Below are 22297 nucleotides of genomic sequence, written 5' to 3'. Positions count from 1 at the left end.
AGATGTAGCGTGGATGAGATGTGCAACGACAGCAGGAGACTTTAGTCTGGGGGATTAACATGGGTATTAGCCGCAGCGAATAGCGAAATGGCTGCTATGAATGGCGAGGTGAGCTGTGCGTCCATTATGACGGTCGCCATGAATGGCGTTGTGTACTGTGCGTCATTATGACGGTCGCCATAAATGGCGACCCTACATCGTAGGGTGCGCATTTATGCGCACCGTTTCAACGACCGCATTAGCCGTCATGACGCATTGATGCGCACCGGACATGATTCAAGAGTTATTCGGCGGTGTAGCGTCGGTTTCGCTAAACGTTGGCTTCTGGCGGGTTACCGAATAGACAACATTTTTCGGACTATTAGGATCGGTGGTGACATCCACTGAAGCAATCGTCACTTTGCCAAAGCCAAACAGCGTCTGCACGTATCCGCCAATTTGGTGTTTACCTGGCGCGACACGAATCTCTTTCTTTTCGCCCTTCTGCAACAGTCCCGCATTTTGACCATCAACCGTTAAATAAATGGTTGAACCATCATCGGTACGCGTAACCAGATGCGAAACATTAATCACCGTCGGGCCGCTTTCAAATGGGGTTGGCGTGTCATTATTTTCGATTGGCGCGCCGGTCGCAGGCTGAGCCGCGGAGGTATCCGCCGTCGCAGTGCTGTCAGGGGATGTACCGGTAACGGCAGCCAGTCGGGCACAGCCGGTGAGCATTAAGGTTGCCATCAAAGTGGCCAGTGTGAAACGCGATAACATCGTGACAAAAACACCTTTGCTGAATGAGAAGCGATTATTTTAGCGTGCCTTGAATAGTGATGACAGTCTCATAATTACAGTATTTTCCTAAAACCGGTGAGGAGTTGTAACAGGTGCATACCAGCCGCACGGAATGTGAAAAGAAACGGCGGCCGGTAAGACCGCCGACGGAATTACCAGCTGTAATTAACCGATGCAACAATGGAACGACCGCTGCCATAGAAGCAGGCGCTGGTGTTGCTGCACGAGGCGACATAGTGTTTGTCCGCCACGTTATTCACATTAAGTTGCAGCGTGGTACCGCGCAGCGAATTCGCCGCTTCGCCTAATTCATACTTCGCCATCACGTCGTACAACGTGTAATGCGGAACCTTATTGGTGCCGGTTTCATCCGCTGGCGCGGTGCCGGTGTAGCGCACGCCGCTGCCAAGGGTAAAGCCATTCAGCACGCCATCGAGGAAGGTATAACTGCCCCACGCCGAGGCCGCATGACGCGGAATGCTGGACGGCGAGTGACCAACACGCTCGGTGATGCTGCTCTCTTTGGTCACCGCATCAGTGTAGGTATAAGCCGCCAGCAGTTTGATCTCTGGCGTGATCTGCGCATGCGCTTCGGTTTCAATACCTTTTGAACGCACTTTACCAATCTGCTCGTTATAGCCGGTGACGTTGTTATAAGCGGTGATGTTTTTCTGCGTGATATCAAACGCGGACACGGTAAACACCGCGTCCCAGCCCAACGGCTGATACTTCACGCCCACTTCTGTCTGTTCACCGGTGGTCGGTTTGAACGGATCGGTGCCCGGCGCGCCGCTGTTCAGGTTGGGTTCAAACGAGGTGCTGTAGCTGATGTACGGCGAAATCCCGTTATCGAACGCATACAGCAAACCGGCGCGCCCGGTGAACTTGTTATCATTCTGCTGGGTTTCGCTGTTATCGGTGCGATCCTGCGTACGCACTTCGCTCCAGTCATTACGGCCAGACAACAACAGGTTCCACTGATTCCACTCCAGCTGATCCTGCAGATAAACACCAACCTGATCGAGCTTCTTGCGGGTGCTGGTAGTCAGCGTCAAATCGCTCTCGTTGATGCTGATACGCGTTGGGTTAGCCCAATCGAGAATGTATTGATCGCCCCTGTCGAGCCACAATTTGTTATCTACGTCGCTCCACTTGTAATCCAGCCCGCCAAGCACAGTGTGCGCAACATTCCCGGTATCAAAGGTGGCTTTCAGCTGGTTATCCAGACCCAACTCTTTTGACTTGATCTTGTCATGCTGCGGACGACGGTTGATCGAGTGATCGTTATCCGCATCAACGGTATACACCAGATATTTGTACGACTCATCCATGTTGCTGTAGCGCAGATTCTGCGTGAAGCTGACGTTGTCGTTCAGATTGTGCTCGAAAATATAACCAATCGACGTCTGCTCGCGTTTGGCTTCGTTGAAGCTCGGATCGCTGACGTTAAAGTCATAAGGGATCCGTCCGGCACTGGTGTTGAACAACGTTCCGTTGGCCGGCAGGAAGTTACGGTAGCCCGCTTTCGGCTCGTTCTGATACAGCGTCAACAGCGTAAAGCTGGTATCGGCGTTGGGCAGCCAGGTAATGGCCGGCGCAATCGCCATACGCTGCTGTTTATTATCTTTAACGAACTCGTGTTTGGTGCTGGCGATACCGTTCAGGCGATAAAACAGCGTGTTGTCATCATTTAGCTTACCGCCGAAATCAAACGCCGCTTCACCCAAATGTTGATTGCCAGTGCTGAGCTGCACTTTATGAATACTTTGCGCCGTCGGGCGTTTGCTGGTCATCGCCACGATACCACCCGGATTCACCTGGCCGTACAGCACCGAGGCGGGACCATGAATCATCTCAACGCGCTCCAGCAGCCAGGGATCGATCTGCCCCGCGGCGCCAGCCTGACCGGACAAACCGTAGCTCAGGCCGTCAAGGAACTTCGGCGCATAGCGGAAACCGCGCGCAATAATCTCATCATTACGGTTGGAGTTACCGCGATAGTTGGTTAACACGCCGCTGGTGTAGCTTAGCGCATCCGCCACCGATGCCGCCGCCTGATCGTCCATCTGCTCACGCGTAATCACTGAAATGGATTGCGGGGTTTTGCGCAGCGGCGTGGCGATTTTTGTGCCTGCCGCGCTCTCTTTCGCCACATAGCCTTGTAGCGGTGCGGTGACGCTTTCGTGCGTTTCGGCGTTAACGGTAATCGTCTCTTCGGCGGACACCGGTGCCACTAACAAAATTGAGGCCAGTGAAAGATAGACAGGATTGAACCTGAACGGGTGTGCCACAGCAGGTATTGCTGATTTTCTTACTTTAATAGACATAGTCGCCATCTCTATTTCAAACTGCCTTGTAAATGAAATAATCCATTCAGAGGTCCTCGCCTAATAGCAGAGGCTGTAACGGATTGAAATATTACTGTCATCGATTATTTACGGCCCTAATTTCCCCGCGTGACCTCTCTCACAAAATAATCCACTGAAAATCCGAAGGTTTCTTAGGCGCGAAAAATCATATTGCAAATGTAAATCGTTATCAATAGCATTTGCATTAGCTTTGATTAAGTAAAGACTATGAACAAAATGTGGAAATGGATTGCAGGATGTTTCTAACGCATGCAGAAAAAACAGCAAAAAACTGGTTGCCTGCGGGAACCGTTGCGCAATGGTTGCGGCAAGCTGATGTGGGCGGCGAAGGCTGGTGGCAGCGGCTTTATGCCACCGGAACACCGCTGGTGGAGCGTGATGAGCAGGGTCAGACCTCCATGCATTTTTTTTGGCGCGATCCCCAAGGTCATTCCGCACTTTCTTCTACGCAACGGGTTTATATCGATATTAATGGCGTCACCGATCACCACAGCGAAGCGCCAGAAAGTTTGGCGCGCGTGGGGGACAGCAACGTCTGGCATTGGTCTACGCCGATTGAATCCGATTGGCGCGGCAGTTACAGCCTGATTCCGGTCACTGCGCAACAGCTGCCGCCGCTATTTTGTGGCGATGATGACACCTGTCGCGCGCTGCAACGTAAATGGTGGATTTCGCTGATGCCGCTGGCGATTCCCGACAAGCTCAATCCTACCCCGCCGTTTCTCAGCAGCCGTCGCTTTGCTTTGAGCAACGCGCATATGCCGGATGCGCCGGATCAATCGGCGTGGCGAGCACTGGATGCCGGACTCGCCGAAACCTGGCCCGATACGCTGCAAACGCTGCGGTGGCGCAGCACGCTGCTCCAGGTTACGCGCAAGGTTTGGATCTACAGCACGGGTAAAACCGACCGGCCTGAACAGCGTCCGCTGGCAATTCTGCTCGACGGACAAAACTGGGTGTACGGCCAGCCGATCTTTAGCGCGCTGGATCAGGTCACCGCCGCTGGCGAACTGCCGCCGGCCTGCTGGCTGTTTATCGATGTCATCGACAGTCAGCATCGCGAAGCGGAATTACCGTGCAATGAAACTTTCTGGCAGGCGGTGCAGCAAGAGCTACTGCCGCTGGCTCAGCAACACGCGGCATTCAGCAGCGATGCCGATCGCACGTTGGTGGCCGGGCAAAGCTACGGTGGACTCGCCGCCCTATATGCCGGGTTGCACTGGCCGCAGCGATTTGGCCGCATTCTTACGCAATCCGGCTCATTCTGGTGGCCCAACCTGCAATATCTCCGCGACTACGCCAATCGTGAACATCACGCGCCGGGCCTGCTGCTGCAGCGTCTGCAACAAGGCACATTGCCAACGGGCACGCTGAAGATCTTCCAGGAAGTGGGCGATCGCGAGGCGGACATGGTGTACGTCAACCAGCAGATCGCTCCGGTGCTGGAAGCCGCTGGTCACGAATTACATTTTCGCCGCTACGCCGGAGGGCACGATGCGCTGTGCTGGCGCGGCGGTCTGATCGACGGCTGCCGCTGGCTGCTGGCCGATTTTCTATCCCCAACCTCACCCTCTGAAGGTAATCACCATGTCTGAACAACAAAACCCGTTTGATAACGATGCGCTGGAATTTCTGGTGCTGCTTAACACGCGCCAGCAATACAGTTTGTGGCCAGCATTCGCTCCCGTTCCCGCCGGTTGGCATAACGTGGCAGGGCCGCTAACGCGCGCTGCGGCAATTGAATTTATCGAAGCCAACTGGCACGACATGCGACCAGCGACGCAACAGACGTCGTCTACCGCAGCTTAATTTGCTCTTTTAATCATTTAGTTAATTTATTCCCCCAATCACTCGGGCTGCAGCAAGGCGGCAAGTGTGCAAATCCTCAGGAGCTTACGGACGTAAGTGACTGGGGTGAGCGCACGCAGCCAACGCCGTTGCAGCCCGAAGGATGACGGGAATCAGACAGGAACTGTCTCTTGGCAACGATCAAACAACCCTATCCTTTAGTCGCGGCGCAGCCCGGCATCTGGATCGCTGACAGCATTGCGCAGCCGCGCAATCAATTTACCGTGGCGCACTACAGCGTGTTGCACGGCAACATCAACCGCGTCGCACTCGATAGCGCTATTCGTCAGGCGATGGCCGAAGCTGATACCGTGCAGGCGCGCTTTGGTCTCGACGATGAGGGCAATCCGGCGCAGTGGTTCGATGCACAAGCCCCCATCGCACCGGAATGGCACGATTTTAGCCAACGTGCCGACGCAACCCGCCAGGCGCACAAGCTGATGCAGGCAGATCTCGCTGCTGAGCTGCCTGCCGACGGCGACGCTCCGCTCTATCGTCACGTGTTAATGCGCGTCGATGACGGCAGCTGGCTGTGGTATCAGCGCTATCATCATCTGCTGGTAGATGGCTTCAGTTTTGCGGCGTTGACGCAGCGCATCGCGGCAATCTATGCCGCCGTGTGTGCCGGCGAAACGCCTGCGCCCACGCCGTTTACCCCCTTCACCACGGTGATTGAGGAGTATCAACAGTGGCAGGATTCCGCCGCCTGCGCACGCGCCGCCAGCCACTGGCAAAGCTACACCGCTGAGCTTCCTGAAACCCTTACGCTCTCAAATGAAAACATAACGCATCCCGACGCTCGCCCCATCAGTTGTCAGGTCACCCTGCCGCAGTTGACGAGATTGCATCAGCAGCTGGATGACAGCAGCGAAGGAGATATCGTCAGTGCCCTGTTAATTGCCTATCTCGCCCGCATCAGCAACCGCTCGCGTTTGTCGATTGGCTTTCCGTTCATGCGCCGCATGGGTTCGGCGGCGATCTCAACGCTCGGACCGGTGGTGAATGTATTGCCGCTGATCTTTAGCGTGAGCGATGAGATGACGTTACCGGCGCTGTTGCAGCAGGTGCAGAGCGAAATCCGCAAAGCGCGCCGTCATCAGCGTTATGAAGCGGAACAGCTGCGCCGCGATCTGGGTCTGGTTGGCAGCAGCCAAGCGCTGTATGGCCCGGTGATTAACGTCAAGGTTTATCGCGACGATGTGCAATTCGATGGTCATGGTGCCGCCACCCACACGCTGGCAATGGGCCCGGTGGACGATCTGGAATTTGAGATTGGTTTCCGCGACGGTGCATTACAGTTGACGTTAGTCGCTAACCCGCAGCGTTATAATGCAAAATCGTTACAACGTCACGCCGAACGCATTGGCTATCTGCTAAACCAGTTTGTTGATAATCCTGCTATTAACGTGGGTGCGCTGTCGCTGATTGCCCCGCAAGAGCAGGCCGATCTGCAGCGCTGGTCAACCGGCCCTGGCATCATACCGCCTGCCGATACCGCCACCATTGTTGATGTCCTGCTGCAATCTGCTGCGCAACATGGCAATGAGATCGCGGTAGTTTGCGGCGAGCGCAGCCTGAGTTATCGCCAGCTTGCCGGTCGCGCGATGCAGCTTGCACATCTGCTGATCGCGCGCGGTTTGCACGCCGACGACGTAGTGGCAATCGGAATTCCACGTTCTGTAGATTCACTGGTGGCGATATTTGGCGTACTGGCAAGCGGCGCGGCCTATATGCCGCTCGACCTCGACTACCCGCGTGAACGCTTAACCCTGATGTGCGATGACGCGCAGCCCAAACTGCTACTCACCCACACCCGCACGCTGGAGCAAATGCCAAAACTGCCGCATCTGCTGATTAACGAGATTGAGTTGAACACGTATCCCACCGCGCGACCCGCAACTAACCTGTGCGGTGTCGATCTGGCTTACATGATCTACACCTCGGGATCGACCGGACGCCCCAAAGGCGTAATGAGCACGCATCAGGGTTTGCTCAATCTGTTCCTCTCGCATCGCGAACACCTGTTTGGCCCCGCGATTGCGCGCTTTACCGCCCACAGTCCGCGCCGCATGCGCGCGGGTCACACCGCCTCATTCTCCTTTGACTCCTCCTGGGAACCGCTGTTCTGCATGCTGATGGGCTGCGAGCTAAATATCTTCAACGAAGATCTGCGCCGCGACGCCTGGGGATTGATACAACAGATGAACGCGGTGCCGGTGGATTTACTGGATATCACACCGTCGTTCTTCTCACAAATGATCGACAGCGGCCTGCTGGAAGCCGATAACCATCGCCCATCGTTTGTGATGATTGGCGGCGAAGCGGCAACGCCGACACTGTGGAAACGGATGCAGCAACAGCAGCAGATGGAGATCCACAACTATTACGGCCCGTCGGAATACACCATTGATACGCTCGGCGCCAACGTGATGGCCTCGCCGCAGCCGGTGATTGGCCGTCCAGTGGGGAACAGCGAAGTCTATTTGCTGGATAACCAGTTGCGTCCGGTACCGATTGGCTGCCCAGGCGAGTTGTACATTGCCGGAAGCGGCATCGCGCGCGGCTATTTGCGTCGCCCCGATCTCACCAGCGCACGCTTTGTTGCCAATCCGTTCCGCGCAGGCGATGTGATGTACCGCAGCGGCGACCTGATGCGCTGGAATCAGGATGGTCAGCTGGCGTTTATTGGCCGTACCGATCACCAGATTAAAGTGCGCGGCTTCCGCGTCGAGTTGGGTGAGGTGGAGAACGCGCTGGTGGCGCTGCCGGAAGTCAGCACCGCCATCGTCATCGCCGAAGTGATAGGCGCGACGCATCGCTTAATTGGCTACTGCTCGGTGCAGGATGATGCGCTGCGCGCAGAGGGCACTCTCAGCGCGCAATTGCTGGCACAGCTTGCAACACGGCTTCCGGATTACATGGTGCCGGCGGTACTGATGGTGATGGAGACGTTGCCGCTTAATGTCAACGGCAAGATTGATCGCCAGGCGCTGCCAAAGCCGCAACAGGCGGCGCAGAACCAAAGCCGCGCTGCCAGCACGCCGCAGGAACAGCTGATTTGTTCGGCGATAGCCAACCTGCTCGGGCTGGAAAGCGTGGGTGCAGAGGATGATTTCTTTGCACTCGGCGGTGACAGTATCTCGGCGATGGGACTTAGCACCGCCGCGCGCCGCGCCGGTTATCTGCTGCGTCCGCGTGAAATTTTCGCTGAACGTACCGCTGCCCGCATGGCGCGTGATTTAACGCCGTTGGCACAACAGTCCACCGCTAACCGGGTGGCGCAACAGGGCGCGATTGGCGGATTGCCGATCCTGCACTGGTTCCAGGCGCAGGCAGGCATTAATGCGCGCTTTGCCCACGGCGTGCTGCTGTCGGTGCCGCCGCAGTTACAGCAGGCGCAGGTAGAACAGTTGATCGATCAACTGGCGCGGGCGCATCCCGTGTTGAACGGCTTTACGCGCGATGAGCAGCTGATCGTCGGCGAAACATTGCCTGCATGCCCTGCCCGCGTACGCGTACGCGTATGGGCAATAGCAGATCGCGATAGTGCGGCGGAGCAGGCGTTTACCGAAGATGCTTACGCGCTTGATCCCGCTGCCGGTGCGTTACTCAAGGCCACGCTGTTGCAACAAAACGGCGCCAGCTGCGCGCTGGTGTTGACGCTGCATCATTTAATTGTTGATGGCGTTTCCTGGCGCGTGTTGCTGGATGAGCTGCAACAGGCCGGTGATGCGCTGCTCAATAACACGCCGCTGATGATCCCTGCAGAGGAAACCTCGCTGCATGACTGGTCGGCGGCCTTGCTGGCGAACCTCTCCGTCCGCGCCAGCGAACTGCCGTTCTGGCAACAGATGCTGGCTGAACCGCTGCCGGCGATTGGACAGCGATCCCTTCAGCACAGCGATCGCCAGCAGCATCGGCGCACGCTGCTGGATGCGGCCACTACGCACGCGCTGCTCAACACGCTGCCGCAATCTTATCGCGCCACCAGCGAAGAGTTGCTGTTAACGCTGCTGACCCTCGCGCTGCGCCAGCATAACGGCAGTGCGATGCAACGCGTTACGCTGGAATCGCATGGCCGCGCCGAGCTGCATACCCAGCAGGATTTGGCGCGCACCGTTGGCTGGTTAACGGCGGAATTCCCGCTGTTGCTGGCATTACCGGAAAACCCACAGGCGCCGCTCAACGCTAGCGTACGCGCGGTAAAAGCGGTACTGCGCGCGGTGCCGGATCGCGGCATTGGCTATGGTCAGTTACGTTGGCTGGATGCGCATCGCGGCGTTACGCTGGCAAAACTGGCGGCCGAGCATGCGCCGCAGGTACTATTTAACTACCTGGGGCGCTTCCAACAGCGCAGCGGCTATTGGTCGCCACAGCGCACCGCCAAGGCGTTCCGCGACACCTTTGCGGTGATGCAGGATGGCGCGCTGCCGCTGCAGCATGCGTTAGAACTTAACGTGTTTGTCGAAGAGCAGCCGGACGCGGCGCAGCTGGCGCTCAATTGGAGCTGGGCCGCTGGTGTGTTGAATGCTGAGGCGATTGAACAACTGCATCTGGCAATGGTCAGCACCGCGCAGGCGTTGATGGCACTGGCACAAGATCAGCCGCAGCAGGCCGCCAATACGCTGGTTGCCGCCGACGTGGCCATTGATGGCGTAGACGATACCACGCTGCAACAGCTGCATGCGCGTCACGGTGCCTTCAGCCACGTGCTGCCGCTGTTGCCATTACAAAAAGGCCTGCTGTTCCACGCCCAAACCACCGCACAACAAGGCAGCTATAACTCGCTGACGCGTCTTACGCTGAGCGGCGAGATCGGCGCCGCAGCCGTTCAGCAGGCGCTGAACGCGGTGCTACGCCGCCATCCACAGCTGGCGGCACGCTTTGATGCCGAACTCAGCCTGCAACCGCTGCAGCTGCTGCCGGAAGGCGAGCGGGATTGGCCGCTGGCGGTGCATCAGTTGGCTGAGGAAGACGAAGATCAGGCGCTGCTGGCGCTGGAGCATCAGGCGCTGGCGCAGGATCTGTTTAGTCAGCCGATCATGCTGCAAGCCACGCTGATCGCCCATCGCGATGGCCTGCGCTGGACGCTGCTGCTTAACGCGCATCATCTCGTGGTCGATGGCTGGTCAACGCCGGTGATCCTCCACGATCTGCTTTGTGCGCTGCGGCAGCAAACCCTGCCCGCGCTCAGCAGCAGTTATGTTGACCTGGTGCGTCAACTCGGCCAGCGCGACTGCGACGACGCGCGCCAACAGTGGCAATCGTGCCTGCGCGACGTGCGGCCGACGCTGCTCTATCCAAACGCGGCCGACAGCGCGGTCAGCGAAAAACGCATCACGCTGGATGCCACGCTGGAGCGCGAGCTTTATGCGCTGTGTCGGGCGCGTGGATTAACCCTGAACACCGTCATGCAGGGTGTGTGGGGCTTGATGCTGTCCGTTGCCAGCGGCCAGCAGGATGTGGTGTTTGGTGCACCAGTGTCCGGTCGATTTGGCCAGATTGACGGTATCGATCAGCACGTCGGCCTGTTCAGCAACACCTTGCCGGTGCGCGTTCGCTTCGATCATCAGCGGCCACTGCTGGCGCAGCTGGCCGATCATCAGGCGCAGCAGATCCAGCTAATTGAGCAGGATTGCCTCGGATTGGCCGAAATTCAGCAGCTGGTTGGCGCGGGTACGCTATTTGATACTTTGCTGGTGGTCGAGAACTATCCGGACAACCAAAGCGTGCTGGATGCCAATGCCGACGTGCGCTGCGAGGCGATTCACAACCGCGGCTATACGCATTACCCGCTGACGCTGCTGGTGCTACCGGGTGAACAGCTGACGCTGCTGATGGAGTATCGCGACTGCGTCAGCGCGCCGGAACGTCTCGCCGAGCGGTTGCTCCTGCTGCTGCAACAGCTGGTTTCCACGCCCGATCTGCCGCTGACGCAGTGGCGACTGCAAACGCTGGCTGAGCAATCGCTGCTGGCGTGGGTCAATAACACCGGCGTGCAGCTGGAAGATGAAACTCTGCAGCAGGCAATTGCCCAGCAGGCAGCGCGTACGCCCGATGCGCTAGCGCTGGTTGATGAAGCGCATCGTTTGAGCTACAGCGACATGCAGCGGCAGGTTACGCTGCTGGCGGATCGCCTGATCGAAGCCGGCGTGATGCCGGGCGACATCGTCGCCGTGGCGCTACCGCGTTCGGTACGGCTTAGCATCGCGCTCAGCGCCATTTTACAAGCCGGGGCGGCGTATCTGCCGCTGGATATCGGTTATCCCGATGAGCGTTTGGCCTACATGGTAGAAGATGCGCGGCCGTGGGTGGTGATCACCGAGTCAGCGCTGGAAATTCGTTTCGCCCGTTTTGGTACGCTGATGCTATTTGATGGCTTAGCCAACCCACAGGCTCAGGCTCGGCACACGCTGCCGCAGGCGGATGCCAATCGGCCGGCTTACGTCCTTTATACCTCGGGTTCCACCGGCAAACCGAAAGGCGTGGTGGTGAACCAACGCGCTATCATCAATCGTCTGCGCTGGATGCAGGCCAGCTATCCGTTGCGCGCCGACGATGTGGTGCTGCAGAAAACCCCGTGCAGCTTTGATGTCTCGGTGTGGGAGTTCTTCTGGCCGCTGATGACTGGCGCGCAGCTGATGATGGCTCCAGCGGAGGCACACCGCGATCCGCAGGCGCTATGGCAGCTAATTGACGATTATCGCGTCACCACAATGCATTTTGTCCCCTCGATGCTGGCCGCATTTGTCGGCCATCTGGCGACGCAAACCGATCGTGCTTGCCCAAGCCTGCGCCGCGTATTTTGTAGCGGTGAAGCGTTGGCGTGCGATTTGGCGCGCAGCTATCAGGATCTGATAGCCGCACCGCTGCACAATCTGTATGGCCCGACCGAAGCCGCCGTCGATGTCACCTGGCAACCGGCCAGCGGCAGCGCGCTAGCGGGCCTCAACGGTCCGGGCGTACCGATTGGACGCCCGGTGTGGAACACGCAGCTGCATATCCTCGATAACCTGCTGCGCCCGGTGCCGGTTGGCGTGCCCGGCGATCTCTATCTCAGCGGCGTGCAGCTGGCCGATGGCTATTTGCACCGCGCCGATCTCACCGCGCAGCGCTTTGTCGCCGCGCCGTTTGCCGAAGGGGAACGCATGTATCGCACCGGCGATATTGCCAGCTGGCGCGCCGACGGTGCGGTTGAGTATCTGGGACGCAGTGACGATCAGCTGAAAATGCGCGGACAGCGTATTGAGCCGGGCGAGATCGAACAAGCACTGGCGGCGCTGCCGGGCGTGGCGCAAGCGGTGGTCGCGGCGCGCAACCTTACCCAGCAGTCAACGCCGGGCGTCGATAATCGTCAGCTGCTGGGCTGGCTGGTAGCGGAAGCGGGCATCACGCTGGACCTCGAGCGCGTGAAGCAGCAGCTGAGCGAACGATTGCCTGCGCATATGCAGCCGGTCAGCTATCTGCTGCTCGACCAATTACCGCTGAGCGCTAACGGCAAGCTCGACCGCAAAGCGCTGCCGATGCCGCAGCGCAGCGCGCGCAGCGGTCGCTTACCGGATAGCGCCAGTGAGCATTTGCTGGCAGAGCTGTTCCAGCAGCTGCTGGGTTGCGACAGCGTGTTCGCCGACGACGATTTCTTCGCGCTCGGCGGCCATTCGCTGCTGGCGATGCGTCTGGCGGCAGAACTGCGTCGTCGTGAGGTGCCGCCGCTCAGCGTCGGGCAGATCATCGCGGCACGCAGCGTGGAGAAGCTGGCGGCGCTGCTCGACGACGGCGCCAGCAGCGAAACCGGTGGCAACGGTGAACTGCTGCCGCTGCGCGCAGGCAACGGCCCTACGCTGTTCTGCATCCATCCCGCCTCCGGTTTCGCCTGGCAGTACAGCGCCCTGCTGCACTATCTGGACGGCGACTTCCCGATTGTCGGCCTGCAATCGCCGCGTCCTGATGGGGTGATTGCGGCGTGTCACAGCGTGGCGGCGATGTGCGATCGGCATCTGGCAACGATTCGCCAGCAGCAGCCGAGCGGGCCCTACTTCCTGCTCGGTTATTCGCTTGGCGGCACGCTGGCGCAAGGCATCGCGGCACGCCTGCAGGCGTTAGGTGAAGAGGTGGCCTTCCTCGGCCTGCTGGATACCTATCCGGCGGAAGGTCAGGACTGGCGCATACCGGATGCCGCTGCAGCGGAACAGGAGGTGGCGCGGGAGCAGGCCGAATTTATGGCGGCAACCGAGGACGAACGCGATCCGCTGCTGCGGGCGGAGAAGGCGGCGATGTTTAGCACCATCGTGGCTAATTACAAAGATGCCGTCGCGCGCCTGGCCGAAGCGCGCACGCCGCGTTATGCCGGCAGCGCCACGCTGTTTATGGCGAAAAGAACCGTGCCGCCGGATATGGATGTCCGCGCCAGCTGGGCGCCGTTTATGGATGAGCTCACCCTCATCCCGCTGGATTGTGAACACGCCGATATTCTCTCGGCGGATTCGCTGAAGGTATTGGGACCGTTGATAAATCAGCTGTTAGCGGGTTGAGCTTTGGTGCGGCTAGCGAAACGGTGCGCATAAATGCGCACCCTACGAAAGGTCTGCACGTTTTTGTAGGGTCGCATTCATAGCGGCCTGGAAATAAGTGTAGGGTCGCCATTCATGGCGACCTTTACCCCTTATGTTGGAGATATATGGCTAAGCCCTCGATATTTTTAGATTTTAGTTTGCTGAAAAATAACCCGTCATTCCGCGCAATATTCTGCGCTCGCATGCTGTCGGTGTTTGCGCTCGGCATGCTGGCGGTGGGTGTGCCGGTGCAGATTCAGGCCATGACCGGCTCCACGCTGCAGGTGGGCGTGGCGGTGATGCTCGATGGCGTCGGCATGTTTATCGGCCTGCTGCTTGGCGGTGTGCTCGCAGATCGCTACGATCGCCGCAAGCTGATCCTGTTTGCACGCGGCACCTGCGGCATCGGCTTTGTGCTGCTCAGCCTGAATGCCTTCAGCTCAGCGCCTTCGCTGCTGGCGCTCTACTTCCTCGCCTTCTGGGATGGCTTCTTTGGAGCGCTGGGCATGACCGCGCTGATGGCAGTGATCCCGCTGATCGTCGGACGCGAACATCTGGCGGAAGCCGGTGCGCTCAGCATGCTAACGGTGCGCCTCGGCGCGATTCTCTCGCCAGCGATTGGCGGGATGATTATCGTCGCGGCAGGCGTCGGCTGGGCCTTTGCGGTCGCCGCCATCGGTACGCTGGCTACGCTGATTCCGCTAGGGCGTTTGCCCGCCATGAAGCCTGAACAGCAGGAACCGGAGCATCCGCTGCGCGCGCTGGCGAGCGGCATTCAATTTGTTTGCCAGCATAAAGTGGTGGGCGCGGTGGTGCTGGTTGGGTTACTGCTCAGCATGGTGGGCGCGGTGCGTATCCTGTTCCCGGCGCTGGCGCTAACCTTGCACGCCGATGCCTCGGCATTAGGTTTGATGTATTCTGCGGTGCCGCTGGGCGCGATGATCGGCGCATTTACCAGCGGCTGGGTGCGACAACTGGCACGCCCGGGGCGGGTGCTGATCGGCTGTGCGCTGCTGGCGTTTGCCTGCATCGCCTCGCTCGGTTTCTACAGCCATTTGCTGCCCGCACTGCTGGCGCTGGTGTGTTACGGCTACAGCAACGCTATCGCCTCGCTGTTGCAGTTTATGCTGACGCAGCATCACACGCCGGATGCGCTGCTGGGTCGCGTTAACAGCCTCGGCACAGCACAGGATGTGACAGGCGATTCGCTTGGCGCATTAGGTTTGGGGGCACTGGCACGGGTGTTGGCGCCGTTGAGCAGCGTGTTGTGGTTTGGTGGTCTGGCGGCGGGGCTGTTGGTCTTGCTGGCGCTGGCGGCGCGCGGCCTGCGCACCGCACGCCTCGGCGATCAGCCTGATGCGCCGCGACCAGCCACCGCTGACGCTTGATGCGTGAATTGCCGCTCGATGCTGCTCAGCATATTGCTGGCGCTGTAGTAATCGAGGCGGAAAGTGTCGTTCCCCACGGCAAAAATAGCGTGCTGCTGCACCGCGGGCAGATGGGCGAGGAATGGATTCTTCGCCACCTGCGGCACGGTTTTCTCATCGGCTGCAAACAGCAAAATAGTGTTGCCGGTGATGCCATCGGCCATATTTTCACCGTTTAGCTGAATGATGTCATTGCGCTTGCCCATGCTGGTGCTGCCCTGAAAACTCGCGGGCGGCGCGGCCAAGGTAAAGCCCAACGCCTTTAACAGCGCACCCTGCGCCGAGGCCGGTGTCCATAGGTTCATGCCGCGTCCATCTTCGTAATAGACCACGGCAGACGTCGGCTGCGGCGGCAGCGTGATCGTATTGCGCACCGCTGCGACGCGCTGGTCAAACGCAGCTATCAGCTTTTTCGCATCCGCTTCATGACCGGTGATGTCGCCCAGCTGTAAAGCTAATGCCTGCCAGCTCTTATCGCCGTAGTCGATCACTAATACCGGCGCAATGGTTTGCAGCTGATCGTACAAGCGCAGCGCTGAATCCCCGCCGGTGGCGGCCATCACGATCAAATCCGGCGCTTCGGCCGCAATCGCTTCGGCGTTCGGCTGCGACACGTACAGCGGTTTTACCTGACGCGCTTTGGCCACCGCACTCCACTGAGTAAAGAAGCCATGCGCATCCGCGACGCTGCTATTGCGGCTGGTGGCGCCAGAGCCGATCAGCGGCGCATTAATTGCCAGCAAAGTGCCGCTCAGCGTGACGCTGGTCGAAACAATACGCTGTGGCGGCTGTTGCAGCGTAAGTGGGCCTTGCGGGGTTTGGAGGGTGCGCGGCCAGCTGGCGGTTGCGTGGGCGTGGGTGCAGATGAAAAATAGGGTGAGCAGCAGATAAAGAGCGGGAAAACGCATCAGGTTGTCCATCACTTGATAATTGAGAATAAATATCATTATCAAAAATACAGCGGTGTGCAAGCGTAATTCTTTGTGTATTTCCGGTCGCCATGAATGACGACCCTACCTATTCGTAGGGTGCGCATTACTGCGCACCTGGCAGAAGTTACTGCAGTGAATAACGCGCCATCGGCGCCATATCCTTAATCACACCATTCGCTTTCATATACTCACCAAATGCCTGATAGCGCGCCCGATCAAACTCTGCGCTGTGCGCAGCAAAGTACGGTAGCGTCGCCTGCCACGCTTCATGGTTCAGTTTGGTGTTCAGCTCTGGATATTGCTTGATAAATGCCTGCCACGCCTCTTGCGGATGCGCGCGCAGCCATGCCACACCCGCATCAAGCCCGCGCAAAAACGCCGGAATACGTTTGTCCTGCGCGGCCGTTTTTTGATTTGCCAGAATAATCAGTTCGTCATACGCCGGCACACCGTAATCCTCAGGTTTGAACACCGTCGGATTGGCGCCTTTGTCCTGCAGATCCAGCAGCTCATAGTTGCGGAAGATGGTCATCGCACCCTCAATCTTGTGCGTCAATAGCGCTGATTCACCGTCCATATTCAGGTTAATCAGCTTCACGGTGGCAACATCAACACCCTGCGATTTCAGCATATTGCGAATTGCCACGTCTTCCGTTCCCGGTACCGCATAGCCCAGCGTTTTCCCTGCAAAATCTTTTAAAGAGTGAATATCGCTCGCAAGCGTGGTCAGCGTATTCAGTGGCTGATTGATTAAAGTGCCAACGCGGATGACTGGCACATCCTTCTCCACCAGCGTATAGAGCTGCGGCTGATAGCTGATAGCAAGATCGGCTTTACCTGCGGCCAAGAGCAGCGGTACAGAGGCGGAATCGGCAGGCGCGATCATCTCTACGTCCAGCCCCTCTTTTTTGAAAGCCCCGCTGTGCTGAGCCGCAAAAATCGCGGCATGATTCGGGTTAATAAACCAGTCGAGCAGCAAACGAACTTTCTCTGCGGCGTGGACATGAGCAGAAACCAGCAACAGCAAGGTGGTAAAAATAGTGCGTAAGGTGTTCAAAGTGCATCCTTATGAAGTTTGCCAGAGGGTTTTCTTGCGAATCAGCGCCACGCTGCCGGAGAGCAACAGCGCCAGAATCAGTAACAGCAGCAGTGCAGCAAAGCTGGTGGCGGTTTCCAGCCGGGCGTTGGACTGCATCATCAAGTAGCCCAACCCTTCACTGGCTCCAACCCATTCGCCAATCACGACACCTATCGGTGCCAGCACCGCCGCCATCTGTAAGCCGGAAAAAAACTGCGGTAAGGCGGCGGGCCAGCGCACGCGCCAGAAGATGCGAAAGCGCGATGGCGTGGTGGTTTGCGCCAGCTCCAGCCAGCCGCTCGGCGTGCGGCACAGCCCATCGAACAGCGACAGGCACAGCGGAAAAAACAGAATCAACGCCGCCACCACCACTTTCGACGCAATGCCAAAACCGAGCCACAGCACCAGCAGCGGCGCGAGGGCAAATACCGGGATCGCCTGGCTGGCGGTGACCAGCGGAAACAGCACGCGTCGCAGCAGCGGGCTGGCAGCCATCAGCACCGCCAGCGTCACGCCGGCACCCACGCCGAGCAGCAGCGCCAGCACAATTTCCGCCAGCGTATACAACGTGTGATGCCAGAGCAGTTGGCGCTGCAGCCATAGCGCTTCAAGCACCGCCTGCGGCGCGGGCAGTAAAAAGGTCGGCACGCCGCTGTGACGCGCCAGCAGCCAGCCGCACAGCAGCACCACAAACAAATAGATCGCGCTAAACAGTGTTTTCATGGGTATTCAATCGGGAGAAAAGTTGCGCCTGCGCCTGCAACACGCCGGGATCATCGAACGATCGCGGGGTCACACCGCCAGGCACCGGCCAGTTTTCGATCGCCAGCGGTTGGCCATCAAGCAGCAAAATATCATCGGCCATGCGGCAGGCTTCCAGGGGATCGTGGGTCACCAGCAACACGGTTTTGCCTTGCAGCAAGCGTGCGGTCAGCGTCTGCAGGCTGAGTTTGGTCATCACATCCAGCGTGGCGAACGGCTCATCCATCAGCACCACCTCACGCTGCGCATACAGCGTGCGCGCCAGCGCCACCCGTTGCCGCATGCCGCCTGAGAGCTGATGCGGCGGCGCGTGCGCCACCTCGCTGAGCTTCACCTGCGCCAGCAGCGCCAGCGCGCGCGGACGATCTGCTTTTTCACCGCCCAGTCGCGCCGATAGCATCACGTTTTCCAGCACCGTCAGCCACGGATAGAGCAGATCCTGCTGCCCCATCCAGGCGACATTGCCGCGTAAACCCTGCACCGCGCCCTGTTGCGGCTGAAGTAACCCCGCGATTAAGCGCAGCAGCGTGCTTTTGCCGATGCCGCTGCGTCCCAGCATCACCGTGGTTTTGCCGCCGCGCAGTCGCAGATTCAGCTGCTGGCACAGCGGTTTATCGCCCCAGCTAAAGCTCACGTCGTTGAACACAATGTCGTGGCTCATGGGCGATTTGCCGCCAGAATCGCCAGCTGGTTAAAGCCACGCTGCGCCAACACTGCGGCGGCCTGCGCGGCACGAATGCCACTGGCGCATACCAGCACAATGCGCTGCTGCGTCGGTGGCTGCCATGTGGCGATCGCCTGCGGCAGAATGCGCTCAACGCCCTCTGCGACGCTGACTGGCGCTTCTTCATGGCTACGCAGTTCGACAATGCAGTCATCCGCCGCCAGCAGTTGCCGATCGATAAACGGCACCGCCTGTTGCGGTTCTTCGGCGTGATCAAAGCGGAACGGGCGGAAGTGCCAGTTAACAAAATCGCAGTTCACCAGACAGCCAAGCGGCGATGGCTGCAGTTCGAGCAGCACGCTGAGCGCCATCTGCGCCTGCATTGCGCCCAATGCGGCGACCGCCGGCCCCATCACGCCGGCGGTGTTGCAGTCCGCAGCGGAGTACGGCAGGCGCGGAAATACCGCGCGATAGCTCGGCGATCCGCCACAGAAACCGCCCACGTAACCTTGTCTGCGTAACACCGAGGCGCTGATCAGCGGGATGCCAGCTAGCATGCATGCATCGGAGAGCTGATAGGTGACGGCAAAATTATCGGCGGCGTCGATCACCAGATCGCACTGCGCCAGCGCCTGCTGCATATTGCTGGCGCTCAGCGACTGCTGCAGCGCGTCGATCTGCACCTCGGGATTACGCTGCTGCAAAGCCTGCTGAGCGCTGAGCACCTTGGGCTGGCCGATATCCTGCAGCGTAAACAGCGTTTGCCGATGCAGGTTATGCAGCGCCACTTCATCGTCGTCATAGAGCCGAATATGGCCGACGCCCGCGCCCACCAGCTGCGGCAGCAGCGTCGCGCTTAACCCACCGGCACCCACCACCACTACGCGCGCGTTGCGCAGTTTGCGCTGCCCGTCTTCACCCACTTCCGGCAGCATCATCTGGCGTTGATAGCGTTCCATATCGCCGCCCATCAGTTGAGATTTGCCAGGCCAAAGATGGGCGTGGAAGCACTCGCCATATCACGCTTTTCCATTAATCCGGCGCGACGGGCCGCCTGTCCGGCTTCTATTGCCAGACGAAATGCGTTTGCCATCTCGATCGGATCGCCCGCTTTGGCGACGGCGGTATTCAGCAGGATGCCATCGAAGCCCATTTCCATCGCCTGCGCCGCCTGTGACGGCGCGCCAATGCCGGCATCAATGATCAGCGGCACATCGCTAAACCAGGCACGCATCGCGCGCAGGCCGTCGATATTACGCAGTCCCTGGCCGGAACCGATCGGCGCGCCCCACGGCATCAGCAGCTCGCAGCCTGCCGCCAGCAGTTTTTCGCCAACGATCAGATCTTCAGTGGTGTAGGGAAACACCTTGAACCCGTCTTCGCTGAGAATGCGCGCCGCTTCCACCAGCGCGAACGGATCGGGCTGCAGCGTGTCGGCGTGGCCAATCACTTCCAGTTTAATCCACGCGGTATTAAACAATTCTCGCGCCATATGCGCGGTGGTGACCGCCTCTTTAACCGTGTGACAGCCGGCGGTATTCGGTAACACGCGGATGTTGAGTCCGGTCAGCAGTTCACGAAATGCCGCGCCCGCAGCACCTTCACGTCGCAGGCTAACGGTGATGATTTCAGTGCCAGACGCGGCAATCGCCTGCTGCAAAATGGCGGGCGAAGGATATCCGGCGGTGCCGAGCAGGAAGCGCGATTGTGGGTCAACATCGTAAAACATCGTTTAGCCTCCCTGCATCGGTGACAACACTTCGAGCTGGCAACCTTCATCCAGCAGCTGCGTGTCGTAGTGGCTTTTGGGCACAAAGGTGCCATTAAAGGCAGTGGCGACGCAGGCCATATCAATTTGCTGCTCGATAAGCAGTTCGCTCAGGCTTTTTGCTTCGGTGCTGATAGCGCGCCCGTTAAGCTGAATAATCATAAGATTGCTCTCCAGATAGGCGCTGCATCAGCTGTTCAGCCAGCATCGGTGCCAGCAGAAAACCGTGGCGATACATGCCGTTGAGATAGAAGGTGTGATTTTGATAGTGAATTTCCGGCAGATTGGCCGGATACGCCGGACGCAGCCCGCTGCCGCTCTCAATTACCCGTGCCTCCGCCAGCGCCGGATGAATGGCGTAAGCGGCACTGAGTAACTCCATCATGGCGCGGGCGCTGATTGGGCTAGCGTCATCGCTCTCAATCATGGTAGCGCCGAGCATAAAATGCCCGCCGCGACGCGGCACCAGATAGCAGGGAAAACGCGGATGTAGCAGGCGAATCGGACGGGAGAACTGCACCTCATCGCTGTGCAGAATCAGCATCTCGCCGCGCACGGCGCGCAGGCGCGGCAATTCGGGCGCGGCATGAATGCCACGGCAATCGATAATCTGGCCGCTCGGCGCATGCGAGTTGAAGGCTACGCCGCGCGCAATCAGCTTCTCACGCATTTCCTGCAGCGCCAGGCGCGGGTCGAGGTGCGCTTCCCGAGCGAAAAACAGACCGCGCGCAAAGCGCCCTTCCAGCGCCGGTTCAATCGCACCAGGTTCAACCCATTGATGCTGCTCGGTCATGCGGGCAAAGCGGTTAAGTTCCTGGCTGTCGCGCGGCGGCGCCACCACCAGCGTTCCCTGATGTGCAACGCTGCTGACGCGCTGTTGCCACCACGCGGCGGCGTGCTGTCCAAGGGTTATCACCTCACGCGGCGCGCTTTCGGCTTCACACCAGGGCGCCAGCATGCCGCCGGCATACCACGATGCCGGGCGCCGCGATGCATCGTCGATCACCTCAACGTCTTCGCCGCGCTCCGCCAATAATGTTGCCACGCACAAGCCGGCCACGCCGCAGCCTAGCACGCTCCAGCGGCTCACAGCGCAGGTTCCATGATGTTCAAAAAGGGAAAATTCACATCGGCCTCTCAGTGTTTACTGAGACCCGCAGATACAGGTGAAGGGAAATGGCGCCACGATCGAGCTTGCCTTAGCGCCAGACAGCCAAGCTAACAGACTGTCAGTCTTCCTACGCCAGTATCAACTGGGTCAGGTTCAAAGGGTCGCTAAGCCGCGCAGTGCGCTATTAGCCTCTCAGTCTCTGTGGCGAGACTCCCCCGACGCGTCTATTTGTATTGCAGGCGATGGTCGCCGTCAAGCGCGGAATAACTGTATAAATGGTGTGGTTAAATTGTTTTCTCCATACTTAAACCCGTCATACTTCGAGCTGCAGGTGCGTTGGCTGCGCGTGTCCACCCCAGTCACATACTTCAGTATGCTCCTGGGGATGAACCCACTTGCCGCCTTCCTGCAACTCGAAGTATGACGGGTTTTGCGTCGGTAGATTACAAACGTAACATATGGTATACAAACACATTATTTTATGAGCAAGAACAAATTACAGGTGATGTCGAAATAACCATGAACACTATTAAAATTGCATTTATTAAAGCCGGATGGCACAAAGAAATTGTCCACAATGCCCTGGTAGGTTTCGAAAAAGAATTAGCCGATCAATCTATTGCCGCGGAATTAAAAGTGCTGGAAGTGCCTGGCGCATTTGAAATGCCGCTGTTGGCTAAGCGTCTGGCTGAAACCGGCAAATACGATGCGATTGTCTGCGCGGCGCTGGTGGTGGATGGCGGCATCTATCGCCATGATTTCGTTGCAGCAGCGGTGGTTGATGGCCTGATGAATGTGCAGCTCACCACTAACGTACCGGTGTTTTCCGTTTCATTGACGCCGCATAATTTCCAACCGGTAGATGTCATCGAAAACTTCTACACCGAGCATTTCATCAAGAAAGGCAAAGAAGCCGCACGTGCTGTGCTGGCTATTCACAATCTGTCGATTGATTGAAACATTAAAAAGGGAACACCTTATCAGGCATTCCCTTTTTATTTAT

The 22297-nt window shown here is 58.6% G+C and carries 15 protein-coding genes and 1 riboswitch; of the genes, 5 read left to right on the top strand and 10 right to left on the bottom strand.

Going from position 1 to position 22297, the window contains the following annotated elements; all coding sequences use genetic code 11:
• Positions 1-276: 276 nt before the first annotated feature.
• The gene (locus tag ACIP6T_RS12900; protein ID WP_097098049.1) at positions 277-762 is read right to left on the bottom strand and encodes a hypothetical protein; all 486 of its coding nucleotides are present in this window, start codon (positions 760-762) and stop codon (positions 277-279) included.
• A gap of 173 nt (positions 763-935) precedes the next feature.
• Positions 936-3110, bottom strand: coding sequence for a TonB-dependent siderophore receptor (locus ACIP6T_RS12895; protein ID WP_400457539.1), 2175 nt, complete (start codon positions 3108-3110; stop codon positions 936-938).
• Positions 3111-3388: 278 nt separating this feature from the next.
• On the opposite strand from ACIP6T_RS12895, the gene fes reads away from it, so the two are divergent.
• The 4 genes from fes (at position 3389) to entS (ending at position 14940) form a co-directional block, all read left to right on the top strand.
• Positions 3389-4747 carry an enterochelin esterase gene (gene fes / locus ACIP6T_RS12890; protein WP_400457537.1) on the top strand — a complete coding sequence of 453 codons (1359 nt, stop codon included), beginning with the start codon at positions 3389-3391 and terminating at the stop codon, positions 4745-4747.
• Complete coding sequence (locus tag ACIP6T_RS12885) at positions 4740-4961, top strand: MbtH family protein (RefSeq protein ID WP_097098052.1); 222 nt, start codon at positions 4740-4742, stop codon at positions 4959-4961. The genes fes and ACIP6T_RS12885 overlap by 8 nt, the downstream gene beginning before the upstream one ends.
• A 170-nt stretch (positions 4962-5131) precedes the next feature.
• Positions 5132-13531: an amino acid adenylation domain-containing protein gene (locus tag ACIP6T_RS12880; protein WP_400457535.1), complete on the top strand. Its 8400-nt coding sequence runs from the start codon at positions 5132-5134 to the stop codon at positions 13529-13531.
• Positions 13532-13677: 146 nt separating this feature from the next.
• Complete coding sequence (gene entS / locus ACIP6T_RS12875) at positions 13678-14940, top strand: enterobactin transporter EntS (RefSeq protein WP_400457533.1); 1263 nt, start codon at positions 13678-13680, stop codon at positions 14938-14940.
• Here entS and fepB read toward each other — a convergent pair.
• The 8 genes from fepB to ACIP6T_RS12835 all read right to left on the bottom strand — a co-directional run bounded on the left by fepB (position 14901) and on the right by ACIP6T_RS12835 (position 21273).
• Positions 14901-15887 (bottom strand): Fe2+-enterobactin ABC transporter substrate-binding protein, encoded by a 987-nt coding sequence (gene fepB / locus ACIP6T_RS12870; RefSeq protein WP_400457532.1) that lies wholly within the window; start codon positions 15885-15887, stop codon positions 14901-14903. The two genes, entS and fepB, sit on opposite strands and share 40 nt — an antisense overlap.
• Before the next feature lie 148 nt (positions 15888-16035).
• Positions 16036-16968, bottom strand: coding sequence for an ABC transporter substrate-binding protein (locus ACIP6T_RS12865; protein WP_400457530.1), 933 nt, complete (start codon positions 16966-16968; stop codon positions 16036-16038).
• A 9-nt stretch (positions 16969-16977) separates the two neighbouring features.
• The gene (locus ACIP6T_RS12860) at positions 16978-17712 is read right to left on the bottom strand and encodes an ABC transporter permease (RefSeq protein WP_400457528.1); all 735 of its coding nucleotides are present in this window, start codon (positions 17710-17712) and stop codon (positions 16978-16980) included.
• Positions 17696-18412, bottom strand: coding sequence for an ABC transporter ATP-binding protein (locus ACIP6T_RS12855; RefSeq protein ID WP_345830527.1), 717 nt, complete (start codon positions 18410-18412; stop codon positions 17696-17698). Before ACIP6T_RS12855 ends, ACIP6T_RS12860 begins: the two co-directional genes overlap by 17 nt.
• Positions 18409-19374, bottom strand: coding sequence for a HesA/MoeB/ThiF family protein (locus ACIP6T_RS12850; RefSeq protein WP_400457526.1), 966 nt, complete (start codon positions 19372-19374; stop codon positions 18409-18411). Before ACIP6T_RS12850 ends, ACIP6T_RS12855 begins: the two co-directional genes overlap by 4 nt.
• Positions 19375-19385: 11 nt before the next feature.
• A complete protein-coding gene (locus ACIP6T_RS12845) occupies positions 19386-20144 on the bottom strand; it encodes a thiazole synthase (RefSeq protein ID WP_400457524.1) in 759 nt (252 codons plus the stop codon).
• Positions 20145-20147: 3 nt separating this feature from the next.
• On the bottom strand, positions 20148-20345 hold the full coding sequence (gene thiS, locus ACIP6T_RS12840) for a sulfur carrier protein ThiS (protein WP_400457522.1): 198 nt from the start codon (positions 20343-20345) through the stop codon (positions 20148-20150).
• On the bottom strand, positions 20329-21273 hold the full coding sequence (locus ACIP6T_RS12835; protein WP_400457520.1) for an FAD-dependent oxidoreductase: 945 nt from the start codon (positions 21271-21273) through the stop codon (positions 20329-20331). Before ACIP6T_RS12835 ends, thiS begins: the two co-directional genes overlap by 17 nt.
• A 128-nt stretch (positions 21274-21401) precedes the next feature.
• Positions 21402-21521: riboswitch (TPP riboswitch) on the bottom strand.
• Positions 21522-21813: 292 nt separating this feature from the next.
• On the opposite strand from ACIP6T_RS12835, the gene ACIP6T_RS12830 reads away from it, so the two are divergent.
• Positions 21814-22251 (top strand): 6,7-dimethyl-8-ribityllumazine synthase, encoded by a 438-nt coding sequence (locus ACIP6T_RS12830; protein ID WP_097098343.1) that lies wholly within the window; start codon positions 21814-21816, stop codon positions 22249-22251.
• Positions 22252-22297: the final 46 nt, after the last annotated feature.

Source organism: Pantoea sp. NPDC088449 (assembly GCF_044753225.1).
GTDB classification, from domain to species: Bacteria; Pseudomonadota; Gammaproteobacteria; order Enterobacterales; family Enterobacteriaceae; genus Pantoea; species Pantoea floridensis.
The sequence above is the reverse complement of the archived record's forward strand: the minus strand, read 5'-3'. Positions and strand labels throughout refer to the sequence as shown.

Coding starts and splice junctions, on each gene's coding strand:
- ACIP6T_RS12885 (WP_097098052.1), top strand. CDS start 4,740: ATGTCTGAACAACAAAACCCGTTTGATAACGATGCGCTGGAATTTCTG.
- ACIP6T_RS12830 (WP_097098343.1), top strand. CDS start 21,814: ATGAACACTATTAAAATTGCATTTATTAAAGCCGGATGGCACAAAGAA.
- ACIP6T_RS12900 (WP_097098049.1), bottom strand. CDS start 762: ATGTTATCGCGTTTCACACTGGCCACTTTGATGGCAACCTTAATGCTC.
- ACIP6T_RS12850 (WP_400457526.1), bottom strand. CDS start 19,374: ATGGAACGCTATCAACGCCAGATGATGCTGCCGGAAGTGGGTGAAGAC.
- entS (WP_400457533.1), top strand. CDS start 13,678: ATGGCTAAGCCCTCGATATTTTTAGATTTTAGTTTGCTGAAAAATAAC.
- fes (WP_400457537.1), top strand. CDS start 3,389: ATGTTTCTAACGCATGCAGAAAAAACAGCAAAAAACTGGTTGCCTGCG.
- ACIP6T_RS12855 (WP_345830527.1), bottom strand. CDS start 18,412: ATGAGCCACGACATTGTGTTCAACGACGTGAGCTTTAGCTGGGGCGAT.
- thiS (WP_400457522.1), bottom strand. CDS start 20,345: ATGATTATTCAGCTTAACGGGCGCGCTATCAGCACCGAAGCAAAAAGC.
- fepB (WP_400457532.1), bottom strand. CDS start 15,887: ATGCGTTTTCCCGCTCTTTATCTGCTGCTCACCCTATTTTTCATCTGC.
- ACIP6T_RS12845 (WP_400457524.1), bottom strand. CDS start 20,144: ATGTTTTACGATGTTGACCCACAATCGCGCTTCCTGCTCGGCACCGCC.
- ACIP6T_RS12860 (WP_400457528.1), bottom strand. CDS start 17,712: ATGAAAACACTGTTTAGCGCGATCTATTTGTTTGTGGTGCTGCTGTGC.
- ACIP6T_RS12895 (WP_400457539.1), bottom strand. CDS start 3,110: ATGTCTATTAAAGTAAGAAAATCAGCAATACCTGCTGTGGCACACCCG.